This window comes from Clostridium psychrophilum (genome assembly GCF_018861705.1).
GTDB classification, from domain to species: Bacteria; Bacillota; Clostridia; order Clostridiales; family Clostridiaceae; genus Clostridium_AD; species Clostridium_AD psychrophilum.
This window is the reverse complement of the sequence record NZ_JAHLEC010000039.1, coordinates 1-23,977: the sequence shown is the minus strand read 5'-3', so window position 1 is coordinate 23,977 and position 23,977 is coordinate 1. Positions and strand designations below refer to the sequence as shown.

The 23,977-nt window shown below is 30.6% G+C and carries 21 protein-coding genes, 1 riboswitch and 1 other annotated feature; of the genes, 15 read left to right on the top strand and 6 right to left on the bottom strand.

Annotation, left to right across the window (positions count from 1 at the left end; all coding sequences use genetic code 11):
- Positions 1–88 precede the first annotated feature (88 nt).
- On the top strand, positions 89–310 hold the full coding sequence (locus KPL38_RS10120; protein ID WP_216289018.1) for a response regulator: 222 nt from the start codon (positions 89–91) through the stop codon (positions 308–310).
- A gap of 144 nt (positions 311–454) precedes the next feature.
- The gene (locus KPL38_RS10115; RefSeq protein WP_216289017.1) at positions 455–1,270 is read left to right on the top strand and encodes an AAC(3) family N-acetyltransferase; all 816 of its coding nucleotides are present in this window, start codon (positions 455–457) and stop codon (positions 1,268–1,270) included.
- 944 nt (positions 1,271–2,214) lie between these two features.
- On the opposite strand, the gene KPL38_RS10110 is transcribed toward KPL38_RS10115, so the two are convergent.
- Complete coding sequence (locus tag KPL38_RS10110) at positions 2,215–3,252, bottom strand: ABC transporter substrate-binding protein (protein ID WP_216289016.1); 1,038 nt, start codon at positions 3,250–3,252, stop codon at positions 2,215–2,217.
- 130 nt (positions 3,253–3,382) lie between these two features.
- Positions 3,383–3,609, top strand: a binding site (T-box leader).
- Between the two features lie 83 nt (positions 3,610–3,692).
- Between KPL38_RS10110 and KPL38_RS10105 the strand changes: the two genes are divergently transcribed.
- The 7 genes from KPL38_RS10105 (at position 3,693) to KPL38_RS10075 (ending at position 14,131) form a co-directional block, all read left to right on the top strand.
- On the top strand, positions 3,693–6,332 hold the full coding sequence (locus KPL38_RS10105) for a valine--tRNA ligase (RefSeq protein ID WP_216289015.1): 2,640 nt from the start codon (positions 3,693–3,695) through the stop codon (positions 6,330–6,332).
- 407 nt (positions 6,333–6,739) lie between these two features.
- A riboswitch (SAM riboswitch) is annotated at positions 6,740–6,847 on the top strand.
- Between the two features lie 93 nt (positions 6,848–6,940).
- Positions 6,941–8,608 carry a peptide ABC transporter substrate-binding protein gene (locus KPL38_RS10100; RefSeq protein WP_216289014.1) on the top strand — a complete coding sequence of 556 codons (1,668 nt, stop codon included), beginning with the start codon at positions 6,941–6,943 and terminating at the stop codon, positions 8,606–8,608.
- An 80-nt stretch (positions 8,609–8,688) separates the two neighbouring features.
- Positions 8,689–9,639: an ABC transporter permease gene (locus KPL38_RS10095; protein WP_216289013.1), complete on the top strand. Its 951-nt coding sequence runs from the start codon at positions 8,689–8,691 to the stop codon at positions 9,637–9,639.
- 11 nt (positions 9,640–9,650) lie between these two features.
- Complete coding sequence (locus tag KPL38_RS10090; RefSeq protein ID WP_216289012.1) at positions 9,651–10,568, top strand: ABC transporter permease; 918 nt, start codon at positions 9,651–9,653, stop codon at positions 10,566–10,568.
- A 12-nt stretch (positions 10,569–10,580) separates the two neighbouring features.
- Positions 10,581–11,600, top strand: coding sequence for an ABC transporter ATP-binding protein (locus KPL38_RS10085; RefSeq protein ID WP_216289011.1), 1,020 nt, complete (start codon positions 10,581–10,583; stop codon positions 11,598–11,600).
- Positions 11,600–12,568, top strand: a complete 969-nt coding sequence (locus tag KPL38_RS10080) for an ABC transporter ATP-binding protein (RefSeq protein WP_216289010.1) — start codon at positions 11,600–11,602, stop codon at positions 12,566–12,568. Before KPL38_RS10085 ends, KPL38_RS10080 begins: the two co-directional genes overlap by 1 nt.
- 210 nt (positions 12,569–12,778) lie before the next feature.
- Positions 12,779–14,131 (top strand): bifunctional folylpolyglutamate synthase/dihydrofolate synthase, encoded by a 1,353-nt coding sequence (locus KPL38_RS10075; RefSeq protein WP_216289009.1) that lies wholly within the window; start codon positions 12,779–12,781, stop codon positions 14,129–14,131.
- A gap of 86 nt (positions 14,132–14,217) precedes the next feature.
- Here the strand turns inward: KPL38_RS10075 and KPL38_RS10070 are convergent, their stop codons facing one another.
- Positions 14,218–14,463: a TIGR03905 family TSCPD domain-containing protein gene (locus tag KPL38_RS10070; RefSeq protein ID WP_216289008.1), complete on the bottom strand. Its 246-nt coding sequence runs from the start codon at positions 14,461–14,463 to the stop codon at positions 14,218–14,220.
- A 149-nt stretch (positions 14,464–14,612) separates the two neighbouring features.
- Between KPL38_RS10070 and KPL38_RS10065 the strand changes: the two genes are divergently transcribed.
- Positions 14,613–15,494, top strand: coding sequence for a YncE family protein (locus KPL38_RS10065; RefSeq protein ID WP_216289007.1), 882 nt, complete (start codon positions 14,613–14,615; stop codon positions 15,492–15,494).
- A gap of 83 nt (positions 15,495–15,577) precedes the next feature.
- Here KPL38_RS10065 and KPL38_RS10060 read toward each other — a convergent pair whose 3' ends face one another.
- Positions 15,578–16,105, bottom strand: a complete 528-nt coding sequence (locus KPL38_RS10060; RefSeq protein ID WP_216289006.1) for a DUF4364 family protein — start codon at positions 16,103–16,105, stop codon at positions 15,578–15,580.
- Positions 16,106–16,397: 292 nt separating this feature from the next.
- Between KPL38_RS10060 and KPL38_RS10055 the strand changes: the two genes are divergently transcribed.
- Both KPL38_RS10055 and KPL38_RS10050 read left to right on the top strand, forming a co-directional pair.
- Positions 16,398–17,147, top strand: a complete 750-nt coding sequence (locus tag KPL38_RS10055; RefSeq protein WP_216289005.1) for a polysaccharide deacetylase family protein — start codon at positions 16,398–16,400, stop codon at positions 17,145–17,147.
- A gap of 180 nt (positions 17,148–17,327) precedes the next feature.
- Positions 17,328–18,020, top strand: coding sequence for a single-stranded DNA-binding protein (locus KPL38_RS10050; protein ID WP_216289004.1), 693 nt, complete (start codon positions 17,328–17,330; stop codon positions 18,018–18,020).
- A gap of 297 nt (positions 18,021–18,317) precedes the next feature.
- Here the strand turns inward: KPL38_RS10050 and dapD are convergent, their stop codons facing one another.
- Positions 18,318–19,028 carry a 2,3,4,5-tetrahydropyridine-2,6-dicarboxylate N-acetyltransferase gene (gene dapD, locus KPL38_RS10045; RefSeq protein ID WP_216289003.1) on the bottom strand — a complete coding sequence of 237 codons (711 nt, stop codon included), beginning with the start codon at positions 19,026–19,028 and terminating at the stop codon, positions 18,318–18,320.
- 321 nt (positions 19,029–19,349) lie between these two features.
- Between dapD and KPL38_RS10040 the strand changes: the two genes are divergently transcribed.
- Positions 19,350–20,504 (top strand): pyridoxal phosphate-dependent aminotransferase, encoded by a 1,155-nt coding sequence (locus KPL38_RS10040; RefSeq protein WP_216289002.1) that lies wholly within the window; start codon positions 19,350–19,352, stop codon positions 20,502–20,504.
- 132 nt (positions 20,505–20,636) lie between these two features.
- Here the strand turns inward: KPL38_RS10040 and dapB are convergent, their stop codons facing one another.
- Both dapB and dapA read right to left on the bottom strand, forming a co-directional pair.
- Positions 20,637–21,392 carry a 4-hydroxy-tetrahydrodipicolinate reductase gene (gene dapB / locus KPL38_RS10035; RefSeq protein WP_216289001.1) on the bottom strand — a complete coding sequence of 252 codons (756 nt, stop codon included), beginning with the start codon at positions 21,390–21,392 and terminating at the stop codon, positions 20,637–20,639.
- The gene (dapA, locus tag KPL38_RS10030; protein WP_216289000.1) at positions 21,392–22,285 is read right to left on the bottom strand and encodes a 4-hydroxy-tetrahydrodipicolinate synthase; all 894 of its coding nucleotides are present in this window, start codon (positions 22,283–22,285) and stop codon (positions 21,392–21,394) included. The genes dapB and dapA overlap by 1 nt, the downstream gene beginning before the upstream one ends.
- 414 nt (positions 22,286–22,699) lie before the next feature.
- On the opposite strand from dapA, the gene KPL38_RS10025 reads away from it, so the two are divergent.
- Together KPL38_RS10025 and KPL38_RS10020 are read left to right on the top strand one after the other, a co-directional pair.
- On the top strand, positions 22,700–22,939 hold the full coding sequence (locus KPL38_RS10025; RefSeq protein WP_216288999.1) for an alpha/beta-type small acid-soluble spore protein: 240 nt from the start codon (positions 22,700–22,702) through the stop codon (positions 22,937–22,939).
- Between the two features lie 146 nt (positions 22,940–23,085).
- Complete coding sequence (locus KPL38_RS10020) at positions 23,086–23,823, top strand: class I SAM-dependent DNA methyltransferase (RefSeq protein ID WP_216289022.1); 738 nt, start codon at positions 23,086–23,088, stop codon at positions 23,821–23,823.
- Positions 23,824–23,977 lie beyond the last annotated feature (154 nt).

Here is a 23,977-nt window from a genome sequence, read left to right as displayed (position 1 = left end):
TCTTAGAGCATCTTTAATTTTAAATATAATTTCAACATTATATAAATGGTATAATTAACATTATAAATATAAAATCAGGAGATTTATTATGAATGAAATTTTAATAATAGAAGATGATTTAAAGTTGAAAAAGTATATGCAGGAATATTTAAATGCTTATGATTATAACACTATTCTCTTAAATGATTTCGAAAATGTATTAGAAGATGTTCAGCATATAGAGCCTAATCTTATAATATTAGATTTGGAGTTGTATCAAATGGCGAGTATATGTTTAATAAATCACTTTGCGTGGTTGCAGCATATATAGTTTTAAAGATGGTAGCTTTCTTTATTACAAGGGGGAGGTACATTAAGGAAGTCGTGGGGGAACATTATTTCCCAATAGTAAACCATTATTTTATATGTATGAAAATAAAAGCACTAGGTAGTAATTGGAAAAGGAGTAAAATAAATGAGTGAAGAGAAAATAATCAATAAAACAAGAGAACCTAATACTATTAATACTATTTATCAAGATTTGATGAGACTCGGCATAAATAACAGTGATATATTATTAGTTCATTCATCACTGTCAAAATTAGGATGGGTTTGTGGCGGGGCGCAGACTGTAATAACTGCATTAATGAGGGCAGTGGGAAGTGATGGAACATTGGTTATGCCAGCTCATAGTGGAGAATGGAGTGATCCTGCGCAGTGGTGCAAGCCACCTGTACCAAAAGAATGGATACAAACAATATATGATAATATGCCAGCATTTGACCCTAAAATAACACCAACACGAGGAATGGGGCGCATTGCAGAACTATTTAGAACATTTACTAGCACAATACGGTCAAATCATCCGCATGTATCATTTAGTGCAAACGGAAGAGAGGCAATGCATATTATTGAAAATCATCCATTGACTCCACAGCTTGGTATGGATTCCCCTCTTGGCAAAATGTATAATTTAAAAGCAAAAGTTCTTTTACTAGGAGTAGAATATAATTCTTGTACTAGTTTTCATCTTTCAGAATCACTTATTGATGAAATGCCTAAAGAACGTATAGGTGCTGCAATATTTGAGAACGGTGATAGGTGTTGGAAATGGTTTGAGGATTATGAGTATGATACAGAAGATTTTATGCTAATTGGAAAAGACTTTGAGAATAATTTTAATGTACAAAAGGGTAAAGTCGGTAACGCAGACTGTAAGTTATTTGAAATGAAAGATGGAGTTGATTTTGCTAAGACATGGTTAATTAAACATAGATTTGCTGCTAGGTAGGATATATTTGCGAAAGTTATTAATTAAAAATTTTTTCTTGAATTATGCTATAACAAAAAGTATATATTGCGCGTATTGTAATACGATTAATGCTTTCACATCGTTAAGTAATTCTAAAATTTATTGTAATTACAGATGCTAAAAAATACAAACTCGATATGCTCAAACATGTATTTTTATACACTCATATGTAATTAAAATAAATTAAGAATGACTACGAACTGTTCAAATGCATTTTACGCAATATATACTTTTTCTTAGCATAATTTAAGAAAAATATATCAATATCACAGCTTTTTAAAATCCATGTTTAGTTGTTAGAATATTTTGTTTCACTGTCACTCAAGATTTTCTCCCTGGGTGACAGTGATACATAGAATAATGAAATTTTTCCGAAAGTGACTTAAGATAAGAAGTGCCGAAACACTAAAATTTTATTTAGAAATTCTTGGTTTGACAAATTAAAGTCAAAGGATATGTATCATAGTTGCAGCCTAACGGCTAAAAGATTTTTTTGTGGAGATTATGGATAGAAATTATTTTCTTTATATGCCAATCATATTAGCGACATAATAGGATACATTACAATGAAATAACAAATATTTTTATACGCTAAAAAAAGTATACATTACGTATAGTTCATTGAACCTAGCTTTAGAATTTCTTATTTTATTTTTATTGTAAGGGTTGAAGGAAAAATTTCATTAATTATGAAGGTTCAGCATTTATGAGTGTGAAAGATAGTATATAATAAGTTTTATAGAATCTTAGTTTATGTAATGAAAAATTTTCGTAAGCAGCCCAAGGATGGGATGCTAGCACTTCTGAGACAGGACGTCGAATAAGTGCGTTAGAAAATTTTTCATGGAATAAACTTAGATCATGTTAACGAATGGTCTACTATCAGAACATTATAAATGCCGAACCTCCATTGTATTTATTGATTATTTTATGGTTGTTACTGCATTCTTACTAAATGTAGTGTTAACTATTGTATTAAAGGATGGTCTTGTGGGTATTAATGATGGTTTATATGACTGTATTATATCCATAAGTTTTGTTAAGTTTTCTGTAGTTAATGTTGGGGTTGTTGAGAAAGCATTTATATTTCTGTAATTGTTAATAGATGAAATAAGTACAGCTTCATCTGTGCCAGGGAAGTAAGATTTTATAGAAGTTACGACTTCTTTATCAGAATGGCTATTAACCCATTTTTGACCTTTGTAGATTGCATTAGTAAATTTTTGCATAACTGCTGGATTTTTTGCTATATAAGATTTAGTTGCGAAAAAGCATGTATAAGGTATTGTTCCAGCGGATTCTCCTACTGATGCTACAATATTACCGGAATTGTTTTTTTTCATAGTACTAGCCGTGGGTTCAAAAAGAGCAACATGATCGCCTGTACCAGCTTTAAAAGCCCCTGCAGTAGCTGTAAAAGCAAGGTTTGTAATAAGATTAACATCAACACCAGGTTTTATACCATGATTTTTAAGAACATATTCTAGGGTCATTTCAGGTACACCACCAGGTCTTGCACCTATTATAGTTTTACCTTTTAAAGATTCCCATTTAAAGTTTGCATCGGTTTTTCGCGATACTAAAAATGATCCATCCTTTTGTGTTAATTGCCCGAAAAGAATTGGATAGTCTGCTCTGTGTTGATTGTAGATGTAAATGATTTGTTCTGGTCCACATAAACCAATATCTGAAGCTTTACTTAATACTTGTTGCATAGTCTTATCTGCGCCTTGACCTGTTGAAAGATCAATATTAAGTCCTTCTTCTTTAAAGTAACCTTGTGTAATAGCTGCATACATAGGAGCATAAAAAATAGAACGTACTACTTCATTTAATTTTACTTTTACTAGAGGGGTATTAGTACTCGTAGTAGTATTTTTTTGTGTACATCCAGAAAATAATGCTGTTACAAAGACTAGAGATACAAGTAAGGACATAATCGATATTTTTTTAACTTTCATAGATACCTCCATATTATTATAGTTATTATATAATATGAAAGACTGAGTATATGTGACATTATTAAATTGAAATGAAATTTCTTGACTTATAATAATTAAGAGGTATAATTAAGGATAATTAAATAAAATTTTAAAAGCTTAGATGAAGAGAAGTAAAGGAAAATTAGTAATCAGAGAGGAAGATTCATAGGTTGGAAAATCTTCTATATAAAAACCCTTGAAGTAGCTTCGGAGTTTCTTAGCCAAATTCATGTAATTATGAGTAGAAGCATAAGACGGTTTTCTTAATCGTTAAATTATAAAGAGCCTGCAAATATGCAGGAAAAAAGGTGGTACCGCGAACTTTTCGTCCTTTTATAGACGAAGGTTCTTTTTTTTTGATTGAAAAATCTATGATATGTAAAAATTAGTTACTAATGATTACTTAGGAGGAATTAATTATGGAAGAAAATGAAAATATTAATAAAAATTATAATCCCAAAGAATTTGAAGAAAGACTTTATGCGTGGTGGGAAGAAAAAGGTTTTTTTACACCTAAAGTTGATAAGAATAAAAAACCATTTACAATAGTAATGCCACCACCAAATATTACAGGAAAATTACATTTAGGCCATGCTCTTGATAATACACTACAAGACATTTTAATAAGAACTAAAAGAATGCAAGGGTATAGTACATTATGGTTACCTGGTGAGGACCATGCAAGCATTGCAACAGAGGTAAAGGTTGAAAATGAACTTTTAAAGAAAGGATTTAAGAAAAAAGAAATGGGGAGAGAAGCCTTCCTTGAAAAAGTTTGGGAATGGACAAATGAATATAGAGCAAAAATAAGAGATCAAATAAGAAAAATGGGATCATCTGTTGATTTTACACGTGAAAGTTTTACTATGGATGAAAATCTAAATCATGCTGTAAGAGAAGTATTTGTAAAATTATATAATAATGGACTTATTTATAAAGGAAATAGAATAACAAATTGGTGTCCCAAATGTATGACTGCAATATCTGATGCTGAGATAGAGTTTGAAGAACAAGAAAGTCATTTCTGGCATATAAAGTATCCAATAATAGGCAGGTCTGAATTTTTAGAAATAGCTACAACAAGACCAGAAACTATGCTTGGAGATACTGCAGTAGCAGTAAACCCTAAAGACACACGTTATACACATTTAGTAGGTAAAAAAATAATGCTACCACTCGTAAACAGGGAAATACCTATAGTTGCAGATGATTATGTTGATGTCGAGTTTGGAACAGGTGCAGTTAAAATTACCCCAGCACATGACCCTAACGATTATCAAATAGGAAAGAGACATAATCTGCCAGAAATTGTGATACTTAACGAAGATGCTACTATAAGTGAGGGGTATGGAAAATATTCAGGTTTAGATAGATATGATGCACGAAAAATTATTGTAGAAGATTTAGATAAAGCAGGGTTACTTGTCAAAATAAAAGACCATGTTCATAATGTAGGTACTCATGATAGATGTAAAACTACTGTAGAGCCAATGTTATCAGAGCAATGGTACGTTAAAATGAAATCTCTTGCAAAGCCTGCAATCGACGCTGTACGAGAAAATAAAACTAAATTTGTTCCAGAAAGATTTGACAAAACATATTTTCATTGGATGGAAAATATTCAAGATTGGTGTATATCAAGGCAGTTATGGTGGGGACATAGAATTCCAGTATGGTACTGCAAAGACTGTGGAGAAGTCATAGTTACAGTTGATGAGCCAACAAAGTGTAGTAAATGTAATAGTACAAATCTAATGCAGGATAAAGATGTACTTGATACTTGGTTTAGTTCTGCACTATGGCCTTTTTCAACACTCGGTTGGCCTAATAATACGGAAGATTTAAAATACTTCTATCCAACAAGTGTTTTAGTAACAGGATATGACATTATATTTCCATGGGTTGCAAGAATGATTTTCTCAGGAATATATAATTTAAAGGAAGTTCCATTTGAAACAGTAGTAATACATGGAATGGTTAGAGATGATCAAGGAAGAAAGATGTCTAAGTCTCTGGGAAATGGTATAGATCCATTAGCAGTAATAGATAAATATGGAGCAGATGCACTAAGATTTTCATTGGCAACAGGAAATTCACCAGGAAGCGACATGAGATTTTATGAGTCAAGAGTTGAAGCAGCCAGAAATTTTGCTAATAAAATTTGGAATGCATCTAGATTTGTTATGATGAACGTAAATGAAGAACTAATGACAAAATATAAAGATGACAAAAATTATACTGTTGCAGACAAGTGGATATTATCAAGGATGAATACAGTGACAAAAGAAGTTACAGAAAATATAGACAAATATGAAATAGGAATAGCACTTCAAAAGACTCATGACTTTATGTGGACAGAATTCTGTGATTGGTATATTGAACTTGTTAAACCAGTATTATATGCAGAAGATTGCGAAGCTAAGGGTATAGTACTTAATGTATTAAATAGAGTATTAAAAACTGGGCTTAAGTTACTTCATCCCGTTATGCCATTTATAACAGAAGAAATTTATACTCACTTAGATAATGAGTATGAATCTATAACAATTTCTAAATGGCCAGAGTATGAGGATGCCCTTAAAGATGAAAAAGCAGAAGAAAAAATGAACTACATTATAGAAGCAATAAAAGATGTAAGAAATGCTAGAACGGGTATGAATGTAGCACCTTCAAGAAAAGCTAAGGTGTTTATATATGCTACAGAGGCTAAACAAGCATTTGAAGAAGGTTTGGTTTATTTCCAAAAGCTTGCATCAGCTAGTGAAGTGAAATTTTTAAGTTCTAAAGAGGAGGCACCAGAAAACGTAGTTACAGTAGTAACTAAGGGTGCTGAGGTTTATATGCCTTTACTTGATCTTGTGGATTTAGAAAAAGAATTAGAAAGATTAAATAAAGAAAAAGATAAACTAAAAAAAGAAATAGATAGAGTAGAAAAGAAACTTTGTAATGAAAAATTCACGTCTAAAGCTCCAGTAGATGTAGTTGATGAGGAAAAAGCTAAAGGTGAAAAATATAAAGAAATGTATAAAGCAGTAATTCAAAGTATAGAAAATTTATAAAAGTACTAATTAGTAAAAAACTTATAAATGTAGGATAGACAAATTAAAAAGTCTATCCTATTTTTTTGTGAAAAAACAATTTTAAGTCCTTTATAAGTTACAATATCCTGTTGTTTTTATTAGTTGTGTACTTATACTAACCAGGTACTTGAAATTTATATTATGTAGTTTATATAAATTCAATATTACAAAAAATGAATAAAATAAGTCTATAGTTTATGCTGTTATGCAAGGTATTAATGAGAATTTACACTAAAGATAAATATGCTATATTAAGATAATTTAAAGTCGAAATATGATTTACATATTTGGATAATATTATGAGACAAAAAACTATTGACATTTATTTATTTATTTGCTATTATCTTAATAATATTAAATATTACAAAATTAAATAATTAATCTACTTCTTATCCAGAGTGGCAGAGGGACTGGCCCTATGAAGCCCGACAACCAGCATTCATATCTGAATGTAGTGGTGTTAATTCCAGTAGGTTTTACTTAGAAGATGAGAAGCTAAATTTGGTATTATCCTTCTTTAGCTTATCTAGGGAAGGATTTTTTATTTAATTGGATGTAATGTTTTAGTAATTAGGGGGGGACTATTAATGAAAAGTAAGAAAATTATGTCAGCGGTAATTGTAGCCTTGGTGTTAAGTGTTGCAGTTGTTGGTTGCGGGAGTAAAGGTGGTAGTACTACAAAATCAACAAGCAATAAGCTAGATGCTGATCAAACCGCTAATATACTTGGCTACGATTACACATCACTCGATCCTTCAGTGGTTAGTGATATGGAATCATTTACTACACTTACAAATGTTGATGAAGGACTTATGAGGGAAGTTTCAAAGAATGGTAAAGTTACAAGTATCCTTGCAGGTGCTGATAAGATGACAATTAGTGCTGACCATAAAGTTTACACTTTTCATATAAGAGCTAGTAAATGGTCTGATGGAAAGGCAGTTAGAGCTCAAGATTATGTATATGGATGGCAAAGACTCGCTAATTCAAAAGTAAGCCAAGATTACCTTGGATTCCTTAATGAAATGGGAGTTAAGGGTGCGACTGAAACAGGAGTAGCTAAACCAAGCGATTTGGGAGTTAAAGCTATTGATGACAATACATTTGAGGTTACACTTAAATCACCAAGTGCTTATTTTGAAACCACATTAAACTTTAAAGGATTAGTTCCACAAAGGGAAGATATAGTTAAAAAATTAGGAGACCAATATGGTCAAGATTTCAAGGGCATGGTTTATAATGGACCATTTATAGTTTCAAATCATGTAAAGAGTGCTAAAGTTGTTTATACAAAGAATGATAAATACTGGGATGCGGCAAATGTTAAGTTAAAAACTGTTAATGCTCAAATAATTGATGAACCAGCTACTTACAATAAAATGTTTGAGGCTGGAGAACTTGATATGATTGTAGGAAGTACAGATTACCTTAAACCACTACAACAGAAAGCAGCGACAGGTGATATATCTTATCTTAAGGGTAATGATCCATCAGTATATTATTTTATCTTTAATAATAAGACTAAATCATTATCAAATTCTAAGGTAAGGCTAGCTTTATCACTTGCTTATGATAGACAAGTTCAAATAAATACAGTGTTTAAAAAACATTATGTTGCAGAGGGTATCATTCCTAGCAAGATAATGGTTGGTAATGAAGAGTTTAGAAAAGTAGTACCAGAAGCATTAAAATCTGTTAAAGATAATCCTAAAACACTTTTAGCTGCAGGGTTAAAAGAAGCAGGTTTAAGTTCAGATCCATCAAAAGTAAATTTAAAGTTATTAATGGGAAAAGCAACTTCAATAACAACAGCTCAAGCTCAGTTTATTCAAGCTCAATATAAGAAAAATCTTGGAATAAATGTTTCAATTACTTATGCAGTAGATGCTCCTTCATATTTTAAAGCTAGATCACTTGGTCAATTTGATCTTTGCTCTGGTGGTTGGGGTGCTGATTATAATGATGTTATTTCTTTCTTTAATATATTTACATCTAAAAATGGAAATAACAATGGTAAATATAATAATCCAGCATATGATGCTCTAGTTGAAAAAGGAAAGACAGAATTAGATGCTAAGAAAAGGGTAGCTATATTTAAAGAAGCAGAAGATCTTCTTGTAGCTAAAGATGCTGCAGTTTCTCCATACTACTACAAACAAGTTGATTCATTCATGCAGAATTATATAAAAGGGATGTATGTACCAATATTTGGTGGATATTATGACCTTAAAACAGCATATATTTCAGGTAAATAGTAATTAGATTTTAATTAACACTGCAACAGAGCTAATTTGTCTTTGTTGCAGTAATTTTATGATAGGAGGAAAGAATTTGTATGGCTAAATATATAATAAAAAGGATTGGCTATATGATCATTACACTTTGGGTTGTTGCAACTATTACATTTGTGCTTATAAATGCTATACCAGGAGATCCAATATCGGCTTCAGCAGGTAAAGTTCTTGATAAAAAGGTAGCTGCACAGATTATGAAAAAGTATCAATTAGATCAACCAGAGTATGTAAGATATGGTACATATATTAAAGATTTAGTACACGGTGACTTAGGAATGTCAATACATTATCCAGGTCAAAAAGTAAATGATATTATTGCAAAAGAGTTCCCGGTATCATTAAGGTTAGCATTACAAGCAGTAGCAATAGGAATTATTTTCGGAATATTTTTAGGTATTATTGCAGCATTTAAGAGAAATACATGGGTGGATTATACCGTAATTTTTATAGCACTCATTGGGGTTTGCGTTCCTGGTTTTGTTTTAGCAATTTTATTGCAATATGGTCTAGGGGCAAAATTTGGTTTAAAAATAGCAGGATGGTCTGCTAGCAGTCTATTCGATATATATAGATATTCATTATTACCTTCTATAGCACTTGCTATGGCTGGGCTTGCATCAAATGCAAGATTTATGAGGACATCTGTGCTAGAAGTAATTAATCAAGATTATGTCTTGACTGCAAAGTCAAAAGGGGTTGGTAAGGTATCTTTGGTATGGAAGCATATTATAAGAAATGCCATACTACCAGTAGTTACGATGATAGGACCTAGAATAGCATATGTAATAACGGGTTCTTTAGTTGTAGAGAGTATATTCAGTATACCGGGATTAGGTAGGGAATTGGTTTCTGCAATTTCTAATAGGGATTATACAGTAGTTATGTCTCTAACTGTATTTTTTGCTCTCCTATATGTAGTTTCTTTACTTATTGTGGACATAGTTTACGTTTTAGTTGATCCTAGAATTAAATTAACTCAAAGGAAAGGGTAAGGAGATAAGGTATGAAAAAATATAGCAAAGATTTATTTAAAATTATAGGATTTTCAAAGAATGATTTAGATATTATAGTAAGACCTAATGTAAGTTATTGGCAAGATGCATGGAGAAGACTTAAAAAAAATAAGGTTGCCATGGTTTCCATGGTTCTTTTGATAGTAGTTATTGTTATGTCAATTATTGGACCAATGCTTGCGTCTGTTAATTATCAAACGCAGAACTATGATATTTTAGATAAAACACCAATGGCTAAACATTGGTTTGGAACTGACAATCTAGGAAGAGATTTATTTGGAAGACTTTGGATGGGTGGAAGAGTTTCATTAACCATTGGTTTTGTAGGTACTTTAATTGAACTTCTTGTTGGCTGTGTATATGGTGGTATATGCGGATACTTTGGTGGTGCAATTGATACAGTGCTTATGAGAATAGTTGAAATAATTGTAAGTGTACCATACCTTATTGTTGTTATTCTATTGTTATTAGTGTTGCCAGCAGGAGAAATGACAATTATAATTGCTCTTTGTATTACAGGATGGACGGGTATAGCTCGTTTAATTAGAGGACAAGTTATGGTGCTTAAAGAATCAGAATATGTATTAGCTGCAAAAGCACTAGGAGCTAGTCCAACAAGAATTATTGCAAAGCATTTAATTCCTAATACAATTGGAATTATACTTGTTTATATGTCTATGGATATTCCGGCTTTTATTTTTGATGAAGCATTTTTAAGCTTTCTTGGGCTTGGAATTCAATCTCCAAACACTAGTTGGGGAGCATTAATTTTTGCTGGTCAAAGTCAGATGATGTTTCATCCTCATGAATTTATATTCCCAGCAATAGCAATAAGTGTAACTATGTTAGCATTTAATTTACTTGGCGATGGTTTAAGAGATGCTCTTGATCCAAAACTTAGACAGTAAGGAGGGTTTCATATGTCAAAATTACTTGAGGTTAAAAATTTGCGCGTTTCATATCATACATATGCTGGAGAAGTCCAATCTGTAAGAGGCATAAGTTTTGAAGTAAATGAAGGTGAAACTCTTGCAATTGTTGGTGAGTCTGGTTGTGGGAAAACAGTAACAGCGAAGTCTCTTATGAGGTTAATACAAACTCCACCTGGTGAAATAAAAAAGGAATCGGAAATATTATATAAAGGTAAAGACATTTTAAAAATGACTGAAAAAGAGTTAAGGCATTTTAGAGGTGCTGAAATTAGTATGATTTTCCAAGATCCTATGACTTCGCTAAACCCTACTATGACTATTGGAAAGCAAATAGCAGAAAGTTTAATTATCCATAGAAACATGAAAAATAAAGAAGCTATGAATGAAGCTATAAAAATGTTAAAACTTGTTAATATTCCAAATGCAGAGAGAAGAGTCAAACAATATCCACATGAATTTTCAGGGGGAATGAGGCAAAGGGCAATGATTGCCATTGCACTTGCATGTATTCCTAAAATCCTTGTGGCAGATGAACCTACAACAGCGCTTGATGTTACAATTCAAGCTCAAATAATGGACCTTATAAAGGATCTTCAGAACAAACTTGGTACAGCAGTTGTTTTAATTACACATGATCTAGGTGTAGTTGCAGATGTCGCAGATAGAATTCAAGTTATGTATGCTGGTAAGATTATTGAAAGAGGAAATACGGATGAGATATTCTACAATCCTAAACATCCATATACATGGGCACTTCTTCAATCAGTTCCTAGATTAGAAACTGGTCATAAAGATAGTTTGTATTCCATTAAGGGAACTCCACCTGACTTGGTAAAACCACCGGTTGGTTGCCCATTTGCTCCAAGATGTGAATATGCTATGGAAATATGTAAACAAGAAATGCCAGAAGCTACTATAATTACAGGGACGCATGAAGCTTCATGTTGGTTACAACATCCAAATGCACCTAAAGTAGAAGTGCCATTTAAAATTGGGGGTGCAAAATAGTGGCTGAAAATAAAAATGAAGATTTAATAGTTGTAAAAAATTTAAAAAAATATTTTGAGGTTGGCAGACATGAAACACTTAAAGCTGTTGACGATGTTTCATTTACAATTAAAAAGGGTGAAACTTTAGGCTTAGTTGGTGAATCAGGTTGTGGGAAAACTACTTGTGGAAGAACTGTAATGGGCTTATACCCAGCAACAGCTGGAGAAGTACTCTTTAACGGTGTAGACATTCATGGATTAAAGGGAAAAGCTAAAAGAGACTTTTGTAGACACGCACAAATAATATATCAAGATCCTTATGCATCATTAAACCCTAGAATGACTGTTGGCGATATTGTAGGTGAAGGTATAGATATACATAAACTCTATACAGGTCAGAAAAAAGCAGAAAAGATTCAAGAGGTACTTCAAATGGTTGGCTTAAATAAGGAACATGCATCCAGATTTCCACATGAATTTTCAGGTGGACAAAGGCAAAGAATAGGCATAGCTAGAGCACTTGCTATAGAACCTAAATTTATTGTTTGCGATGAGCCTATTTCGGCTTTAGATGTTTCTATTCAAGCTCAAGTAGTTAATCTACTAATAAAACTTCAAAAAGAACTTGGACTTACTTATTTATTTATAGCACATGATTTGTCTATGGTTAAGCATATATCTGATAGAGTTGGTGTAATGTATTTAGGAAAGCTTGTAGAACTTGCACCAAGTGGAATTTTATATGAAAACCCATTACATCCTTATACACAGGCATTATTGTCTTCAATCCCGGTTGCTGATCCTATTCAGTCGAAGGGTAAAAAGAGAATTATGCTTGAGGGAGAGGTTCCAAGTCCAATAAATACTAAACCTGGTTGTGGATTCCGTCAAAGATGCAAATATGCTATGGACTGTTGCAAATCTGAAACACCAGAGCTTAAAGAAATAAAACCAGGACATTTTGTAGCTTGTCATTTAAAAAAGTAATTTAAATTATGTAATAGAAGTAAAATGGTTTGAAAGTAAAAGGGGACGGTTAACAACTAATGGGGGAATTAGTTGTTAACCGTCCCTGCCTTTTAGTAACATTATAATTAAGTATATTAACGTTTAATAAACTTAATTATATTAAAAGGTTGTTAACTGTACCTATGTTGGTATAGAATTTAATAAGATGACTTGAAAGGAAGGATAAGCATGAATTATGACGAAGCAATAGCTTATATAAAAAACACAGCAAAGTTTGGTAGTAAACTTGGGCTTGAGAGAACTGAAAAAATATTAGAACTTTTAGGAAACCCACATAAGAAATTAAAATGTGTACATATTGCAGGAACTAATGGTAAAGGTTCGATTACAGCTATGCTAACTACTATCTTGGTGGAATCTGGATATAAGGTAGGTTCATATATATCTCCGTTTATAGAGGAGTTTGAAGAAAGAATACAGATAAATAATAAGAATATATCTAAAACGGATTTAAGTGACATTATAACAGAAGTTTCAAAAGCTGTGGAAAAGGTTGTTGAACTTGGTTATAGTAATCCAACGGAATTTGAGATAATTACTTGTGCTGGTTTTCTATATTTTTATAATAACAATGTAGATTTTGCAGTAGTTGAGGTAGGGCTTGGAGGAAGGCTTGATTCAACAAATGTAATTACTCCTATTTTAAGTATCATTGCATCTATTAGTTTAGATCATACTCTAATACTTGGAGACACTATTGAAAAGATTGCATATGAGAAGGCAGGTATAATTAAACCTAGCATTTCAGTAGTTGTGTTTCCGCAGCAAAAAGAAAGTGAGGAAGTAATAGACAAAATATGTAATCAGAAAAAATGTAAGATTATAAAAGTAAGACGAGATTCAGCTGTGTATTTAGGCAAAAAAAATTTACAACATATATTAATTAGTCCAGAGGAAAAGGAAACATATATTAGCAATAGTTTAATAACTCAAAAAATAGAAATTCATACCTTAATTGATAATTATAGTATTAATTTATCACTTCTAGGGAAACATCAATTGCTGAACTGTTCTGTAGCAATTCATGCTATAGAGGAGCTTAGAAAGCGTGGGGTTGAAGTTAGTAAAGATAATATAATAACAGGACTAGGAAAGGTAAAGTGGCCTGCAAGGCTTGAGGTGATGAATAGAAGGCCTTTAGTTGTTATCGATGGAGCACACAATATCGATGGCATCAAAAATCTTACACAAAGTTTAGATATGTATTTTAATTATGATAAAATAATATTAATACTTGGAATACTTGCGGATAAACAAGTGGAAGACATGATAAAAACTATAGTTCCAAAGGTAAGTAGAGTAATTACGGTTACACCACATAGCGTGCGCGCAGAACTATCGCAAGAATTAAAAATTCAAGTAGAAAAATATACTACAGAATGTGAGGCAATTGAAGATTACGAGCAGGCTTATAAAAAAGCTCTAAGTTACTGTAGTGATAAGGACTTACTATTAGTTTGTGGATCATTATATATGGTAGGAGATATGAGAAAAATCATACGCAATATACATAATTTTTAATAATAAAAAAGAACCAAGGCATATATTATCATTTAGTATATGCCTTGGTTTTTTAGCACATTTAATGTTATTAAAATATGTATTAATTAAGCCTTTATAATTTTCTCGAGCGTTATTGCTAATTGGTCAGGACAAGAAGTGTTTTTAGTACCACAGTTAATACCCTTAAGTCTTTTTATAACTTCTTCAACTTTCATGCCTTTTACTAAGGCAGCAACTCCAGATGAATTTCCAGAGCATCCTCCTGTAAAATTAACCTCTGATATTTTACCATCAACTATGTCAAAATCTATTTTTGTGGAACAAACGCCTTTTGGTACATAACTATACATAATTCATTCCTCCATATTCCGCAATTTTATTAAATACAATATTAAGTATATACTATTTAGCATCTATATTTCAAGAATTTAATTTTCGTAAAAACATTGTTAGCATTTTATTAGCATCTTCATATTATGGTAATGAGGAGGTGAGAAATTTGAGAAATCTATATGTATGTAGTACATCATCAGATTGCATATCGAAAGTTAACTTGAGTTTGTTTGTAGAAGAAAAAAAAATTCGGTTGGATAAAGAAAATCTCAAAAGAATTGGTCCTCATGGTATATACGTCTATAAAGATAATATATTAACTGCTAATAGTTATGATAATAGTATTTCTATGGTAGACATTAATAGCTATGAAACTAAAAGTTATTTTATAGGTATGCATTGTAATGATTTATCAGTTTATGATGATAAGGCTTATGTTATTTGTGGAGATTCTGATGATATAATAGTTTTTGATTTATTGACCAAAAATGTTGCAGAAGCAATTCCTTGTGGTAATTCACCACATAGTATTTATATCTGCAAAAAAAACAAGCTTGTTGTAGTAGCAAATATGAATAATGACAGTATAACAATAGTAGATTGCACTCATAATGGAAATATTAAAAACATTAGGGTAGGTTCATATCCTACTAAGGCTGTAATTACTCCAGACGGAAATTATATTTTAGTTTGTGAGAGCAATATTGGTATGGATAACAAAGGTAGCATTAGTATAATTTCGCTAAAAAACTATGACGTACTATATAAGATATCTGTGGGTAATTCACCTGTGGACATATATTGTAATGAAAGATTTTGTTATGTTTCTAATTTTGGAGAGGGTACGGTTAGTATGTTAGACATAAATAATTATAATGAAATCAAAAAAATTGAAATAGGAGGTATGCCAAGAGGATTGCTCGAAGATGATAAATATTTGTATGTAGGAGATAACTATAACAATTTGCTTTTTAGAATTGATAAAATTACTGAAATCAAAAAAGCCATATCTATCGGCCCAGAGCCAACAGGAATGACTTTCCTATAACAAAATTAGTAACTTGCGTAGGAAGATGAAGCTTCAATAAGCAAATAAAGCTTCTGCAAGAAGATGAAACTTCTGCAAGAAGATTAATCGTCTATGAGAAGATTGATTATCTTAGCATAAAGATCTGAAGGCTTATTTCTCCATTTAGTGCATAATTTTTGTGCTTGTTTATTTGATGCTACACTAAGTTTAATATCGATAAGTGTAAAACTATTTTCAGAAGCAGTTAGGTTAACTAAATAATTATTATTGTTCTCGATTGTATAGTCAGCACTAACTGTTAGTTCTTTTTTTATGTTTTCAATATGAGATTTTAAATAGTTATCGATAAGTAATATCTTGCTTTCGGAGATTCTTCCTTTAAATAAGGACAGAACATTGTCACCTTTTTTAGAAATATGTAATCTATGTTTACCCTTAAGCTCAGTATATTTAAGCAGATTAGATGCAATTAACTCAGTAATATATTGTTGCAAAGTAAAATAATTTATAAAATTATTTTCCAAAATAATTTGTGTTATTTGGATATTGGAAATAGGGAGCTTTATTTTATAAAATATATAAAGTAAAAGAAGCTTATTTTCAGCTAAATCTAAAGCATCTTCAAACATATCTGTTCCTCCTTGTAGTTCACTTAATCCAAAACAATAATGAAATGTTTTGTTTCATGTAAAATTAACTATAAACATTATAACATAAAAAGCATCGATATTAATCGGTGCTTTTAATTAATAATATTTTATATTGTTTTGCCAAAATTATCATAAGAAATAAGTTTTATGATTAAAATATACATATATACTAATTTTTAGAATATAAATTTAAAGTATAAATGTTCAAGACGGCGATAGTTTAATAAATACTGTTTGAGTTAAAAGCAATCTAAGGGGGATAAAATAAGGCATGAGTTACATAAAAAAAAATCTAATAATATTTTGTGTGATTTTCATTGGAATTTCAACAATTATAGGTGTTTATAACTTTAAAACTAAAGGAACCTTTATAGGTGAACAACGTAAGTTACCAATTTACAACGTAGATACTAAAGAGAAAAAGATTGCAATTTCATTTGATGCAAGCTGGGGTGATGATAGAACAGGTGATATATTAAAGATGTTAGATAAATATAATGCCAAGGCAACATTCTTTGTAGTGGGAGCTTGGGTAGATCAGTATCCGGGCATGTTAAAGACAATCTATGATAGGGGAGATGAAATAGGAAATCATTCTAATAAGCACCCTATAATGACTACAGTTTCAAAAGAGACAATAATTAAAGAAATAGATATTACAGATGCAAAGATAATGGCTATAACAGGACAAGGTACACCACTTTTTAGATGCCCATCTGGAGAATATAATAATCTTGTAATTGATACAGTAGCCTCTACAAATCACTATTGTATTCAATGGGATGTAGATAGTATAGATTGGAAAGAACAAGGTGCACAAATTGAGTATAATAGAATAATTAAAAACACTAAGCCAGGTTCCATACTTTTATTTCATAATGATGCAAAATATACCCCTGAGAACTTACCAAAAATACTAGAATATTTTAAAAATCAGGGCTACCAATTTGTAACTGTATCGAACCTTATATATAAAAAAAATTATTATATAGATGAAGCAGGAAAACAAATGCAAAAATAAAATTTAAAAGTGTTGAAATTCAACTAGTATTTGTATTATAATGGAAATATAAATCCTAACAATTTTGGAAAAATAAATATAAACAAAATTCTCTCAATATTAGGAATATTACATTAGTAAAATGAATACTTATATTCTAAGGAAATTTTAATAAAAAAACTAAGGGAAAGAGGGATTATGATGGATAATGTTATGTTAAACAACAAGATTTATTTAGAAGGAAAAGTAGTATCTGAATTAAAATTTAGTCATGAAATGTATGGAGAAGGTTTTTACGTATTTGATTTTGAAGTATGGAGACTTAGTGAAACAACTGATGTATTAACTATAACAATTTCTGAAAGATTGATTGCAGGTATGGAAATTAAGGTAGGAAATGAATTCATAGTTGAAGGCCAACTTAGATCTTACAATAAATTTGTTGAGGGATCAAATAGATTAATATTAACAGTATTTGCGAGAGATATTAAAGTATGTGAAGAAAGAAGTAAAAATCCAAATCAAATATTTTTAGATGGATTTATCTGCAAAAGCCCAGTTTATAGAACAACTCCATTTGGAAGAGAGATTGCAGACATGCTTTTAGCAGTTAACAGATTGTATAATAAATCTGATTATATACCTACAATTGCTTGGGGACGAAATTCTAGATTTTGTAAAAGTCTTGAAGTAGGAGATAATATAAGAATTTGGGGTAGACTTCAAAGCAGGGAGTATCAAAAGAAATTATCAGATGATGAAGTTATAAAGAAAGTAGCATATGAAGTGTCCATATCAAAAATGGAAAAAGTAACTAAAGATGGTGAGAAAACAGAAGAAACAAATACACCAACTGATGAAGAAACAGATTTTCAAGCTTTAGACGCAATATAATATATCTGTTAAAATTATTATTTTATATTTTTAACATTCAACCTTTGGTTGTGGTTAAAAAGAGAATATATTACAGTAAATGCATTGTTTTATGGATTGAAAAGAGCATATATTATGGTAAATTCATTTAAACTAGCTTTTAGTATTTCTTAATTAATTTTAATGATGGATACGTTAAGAAAAGTACATGTTTGAGCGTTAGCGAGTTTGTACTTTTTAGTATCTTTCATTAAAATTAATTTAGAATTACTTAGCGTAGAGAAATGAATTTGCAGTAATATATGCTCTTTTCCTTTTTTATTTTCTTAAATCATCAAGCAATTGAGTTTTATTTTTGGTTTTACTATCAACATTTTTTATTATTTTTGCTGGTGTTCCAGCAACTACAACATTTTCAGGAACATCATTTACAACTACTGACCCTGCTGCAACTATAGAATTTTTTCCAATGACTACGCCTTCGAGTATAACGCAGTTTGCTCCAATTAGTACGTTGTCTCCAATTTCACAAGGGCTTTTGCTTGGCGGTTCAAGAACACCTGCAATTACGGCACCTGCACCTAAATGAACTCTTTTACCAAGCTTTCCACGTGCACCAACAACAGCATTCATGTCTACCATTGTTTCATCGCCAATTTCAGCACCTATGTTAATTACAGCGCCCATCATTATAACGGCATTTTTACCTATTATAACTTTATCACGTATTATTGCACCTGGTTCAATTCTTGCATCAATATTTTTTAAATCTATTAGAGGAATAGCTGAATTTCGTCTGTCTTGTTCAAGTTTAAATTTTTTAATTTTATCCTTGTATTTTATTAGGAAAGCTGATACCTCTTCACTTTCTCCAAAAAGCATATAAAAATCTCCACTACCAAAGTTTTCTATACCTCCAAACTCACATTTTGATAAATCACCATCAATATATAGTTTAATGGGAGTTGCTTTTTTAGCTTCTTTTATGTATCTTGCAATTTCATAAGGGTCTGTTAAATCATAATTCATAATTATTCTCCTTTCATATTATAAGTATTAAGCCAACTTATTGTTTTTATACATTTAATTCTGGTTAAACTATAAATAGTATTTTATATTTAATAATATTAATTTTTTTGTTATCTTAAACAATATAGTCCAATTTAAAAATAAAATTTTAACACAAAACTATGTACATTGTAAATAATATAACAAAATGTACAGTAATTAAACAAAAAATTTAATATTATCTTAGAAAAATATAAAAAATACTGATTTTTATTCTATTATATAGTAAAATACTTGTAATGAAAACACTTGAGAGTAAAAACACTTGAATTGGAGGATGTTATGGATAATATATTTTCAAATAATGTAAATAATGTAGAGATTTCTGGAATTAGAAAATTTTTTAATAAGGTTACAAAGGTACCGGGTGCAATTTCACTTACTCTAGGGCAACCTGATTTTCCGGTGCCTAAAAACATTAAAAATGCCATGATTCGGGCTATAAATGATAATAAAACGAAATATACAGCTAATGCGGGAATTCCAGAACTACGAAATGAAATTTCTGAATTTTTGAAAAGTATGGATATAAGATATTCAGCTGATGAAATAACAGTAACTGTAGGTGGAAGTGAAGCACTTTTATGCATATTCGCAGCATTTTTGAACGCTGGGGATAAGGTGCTAATTCCAACACCGGCTTATCCAGCTTATGAGAGCTGCGTTAAGATTTTTGGCGCAGAAGTTGTTAATTACAATCTTAATAAAGATTTTACTATTAATTTTGAATCTATAATTAAATTAATTGATGAGGAGAATCCTAAGCTTTTAGTAATGTCACATCCGTCAAACCCTACAGGAGCAATATTATCGCTTGAAGAGAGAGATAAACTTTTTATAATTTTGAAAGAAAAAGACATTTACATAATAAGTGATGAAATGTACAGCTCATTATGTTATGAAAAATATTACTCCTTAGCTCAAATTGATGAACTAAGAAATAGGGTTATTTTAGTAGGTGGGTTTTCTAAAATGTTTTCAATGACAGGGCTTAGAGTAGGATATGTCTGTGCAAGTAAATATATAACAGATAATATAATGAAAGTACATCAATATAATGTTTCTTGTGTAACCTCAATATCCCAATGGGGTGCATATGAAGGATTACGTTCTAGCATGGGTGATGTGAATGATATGAAAGTGGAGTTTGAGATGCGAAAAGAATATGTATATAAAAGATTAAAGAAAATAGGAATGGATGTAGCACTTCCCAAAGGTGCTTTTTATATATTTCCATCTATAGCTAGATTTTCTATGAGCAGTGAAGAATTTTGTAATAGGTTATTGAATGAAGGAAAAGTTGCGGTTGTACCTGGTTCAGCTTTTGGAACAGGAGGAGAGGGTTTTGTAAGAATTTCATATTCTTATAGTTTAGAAGTGTTAAAAGAAGGTTTGGACAGAATGGAAAAATGGCTTAAATCTTTAAACTTAGCATAACAAAATTAAAAACCATTGGAAATTAAGAAATAATTTAAAAAATAAAATTTAATGCACCCTATAATGTAGAATTTTTAATTCTCTACATTATAGGGTGCAAATTAATTTATTGAACAATTTATATTTTAAATGCTATATAGACAAGTTGATTACATCGTCCATATTATATAAACCTTTATCTTTTCCATATATATATTCGCAGGCTTTAAGTGAACCTATAGCAAAAACATCTCTCGATATTGCAGTATGCTTGAGTTCAATACATTCGCCTTTGCCTGCAAAGATGACTTCATGATCACCTATAATGTTTCCACCACGTACTGAATGAATACCTATTTCATTTGGCTGCCTTTTACTTAAACCATCACGACCCTTAACTAAGAATGTATCACTATCAATGGAATCTCTAATGGTATTTGCAAGAAGTAGAGCAGTACCACTAGGGGCATCAACTTTTTGGTTATGATGTTTTTCTATTATTTCAATATCAAAATCTTTATAAAGCATATTGCTTATACTCTTAAGTATATTATTAATAACATTTATGCCTATTGACATGTTTGCTGAATGAAATACTGGAATTTCTTTGCTAAGGGAATCAATTTTACGTAATTGATCAGCTGAATAACCCGTAGTGCAGAACACAATAGGAATATTTTTCTCCTTAGAATATGTGCATAAGCTATCTAAAGCATCTGGTCTTGAAAAATCTAAAATTACATCTACATCAACTTTGCATTTGAGTATATCGTCATAACATGGATATCCTAAATTAGGTGAAGTTCTATCGATACCAGCTACAATTTCAACTGTTTTAGATGTCTTAGCCATATCAGAAATGACCTTACCCATTTTCCCATTACAACCGTTTAGAAGCATTTTAATCATTAGTTATCCTCCTTTAAAGGAATATTGTATGCTTTTAGTTCTTTTTTTAGAAACTTCAAATTGTTTTCTTCCATGTCACATAAAGGGAGTCTTAAGGGACCGACCTGCATTCCCATAAGATTCATAGCCGTTTTTATAGGAATAGGATTAGTTTCTACAAATACAGCATTGTTAAGAGGAAGGTACCCAAGTTGAATTTTTAGAGCCTCTGCATGTTTTCCCTTAAAATATAAATCACACATATTGTGCATGTCTGTAGGAATTATATTTGCGAGAACTGATATAACACCTATAGCACCTAAAGAAAGTATAGGTATAACTTGGTCGTCATTACCGGAATATATATCTAAGTTATCTCCGCATAGTGCTTTAATTTGTGCTATTTGACTTATATTACTACTTGCTTCTTTAATTGCTACAATATTTGGTATTACACATAATTCTTGAAGTGTGCGTGGGCTAATATTAAGAGATGTTCTTGAAGGAACATTATATATTACAATTGGTGACTTGATACTACTTGAAATTGCTTTGTAATGTTCAATTAATCCCTTTTGTGTAGTCTTATTGTAGTAAGGTGTAATCACAAGTACTGCATCTACTCCAATCTTTTCTGCCCATTTACTCATACTTATTGCAGAGGCAGTATCGTTACTTCCTGTACCAGCAATTACTGGAATCCTCTTATTGACTAAATCAACTACAAATTTAATGGTTTCTTTTTTTTCTTGATCAGTCATTGTAGAAGCTTCACCAGTAGTTCCACATACTACAATTGCATCTGTTTTACTTTTAATATGCCATTCTATTAATTCTTCAAGTTTTTTGAAATTTACTCCTCTTTCGTTAAAGGGAGTAATTATTGCAACTCCAGAACCTTTAAAAATACTCAAAAGATTACCTCCTCGTAGTTATATGGAGATTAATCATTATTCTTCATACAACTATTTATTATTGTTACTATATATTTATTAATCTAAATCACTTTTAGTGATGCATTTTGTCATGCTAATTCATATTAAATTTAAAGAGTACATAAATAGTCACTAAAATATAATTCTTTATTATATTATATAGCCCATATATGAAAATATATATACTTTTCCTAAAAAAAATGAAAATCAGTGACTTATAGATTAAAGAAAGTATTAACAACATTGTAATTTTAAAATAATATTATAGATACCTTAGTTATAACTATAACATAATTGAATAAAGAGTGATTTTAATTTTTCTTATTATTGTGAATAAAAAATTCAAAATTGTAAAAAATATAATATAATACAATGAAAACTGGGAGGTACATTATGGGAAAAACACCTTTAAAAAAGGTCATAAAAGCTAAATTAAAAACAAACAAAGAGCTAACTGAAAATGAAATGCTTAGAGAAACATTAAAATATGAATTAGCTGAAGAGTTAGGGCTAACAGGTAAGATAGAAGAGTGTGGATGGAGTGGGTTAACAGCAGAAGAAACAGGAAGAATTGGAGGCCTAATGACAAAGAGAAAGAAAAGCATTAATCTTCCTAAAAATAAGGATTTCTAAACATATTAACTAAATTACTTTGGACAATATTTGATGCATAGGTTAGAATGTTATATGCTAGTATTGTTTTTAAAGGAGAATTCTTTGAAGAAGAAACGAATTCTTTGGAAAAGAAAGGAATCTCTTGGAAAAGGAGAAATGTTAATATGGATTGTTATAAAGAGTTTGCTCGTATATATGATGAATTAATCAATTCTGATATTGATTATAAGACGTGGGCAGCTAACATATTATGTATTTGTAAAGAATACAACCTAGATATGGAGAGTTATTTAGATTTAGCATGTGGTACAGGTAATCTTACTATAGAAATTGCAAATGAATTTAAATACATATGGGCAGTTGATTTATCTAGTGATATGTTAAGTCAAGCCGAGAAAAAAATGAGGGAAGCGCTTATAAAAGCAAACTTTGTATGTCAGAATATTTATGAACTTAACTTGAATAATACATTTAACCTCATAACTTGTTGTTTAGATTCTAGTAACTATATATTAGAAGAAGAAAATTTTGAAAAGTATTTACTGGGCACATACAGTTTGTTAAGAGATAATGGGTTATTTGTGTTTGACATTAACTCATATTATAAATTAACTAATGTGCTCGGAAATAATACTTATACTTACGATAGTGATGATGTAGTATATATTTGGGAAAATTATTTAGAAAATAATATAGTAGAGATGAATTTAACCTTTTTCGTAAAAGAAGGACAAGTATATAGACGATTTGATGAGATGCATTCAGAAAGAGCGTATACTCAAGAATACATAGAAAACACTATAAAAAAGATTGGATTCAAAATAATTAAGAAATCTGATAGTTACGAAAATAAAGTAGTAAGTGATAATACAGAGCGAATATGTTATGTTCTTCAGAAGTGAAATTTAAGAAGAGTTTAGATAGTTGTAATACTATTAAAATTTTATAGACCAGCTAGTTAAAGTCAAGTGTAAATTTGCGAAAGTAGTTGTTAATTTCATTGCATAACAAAAAGACCATTGCATAACACGAACAATGGTAAATTTAGTAATTATT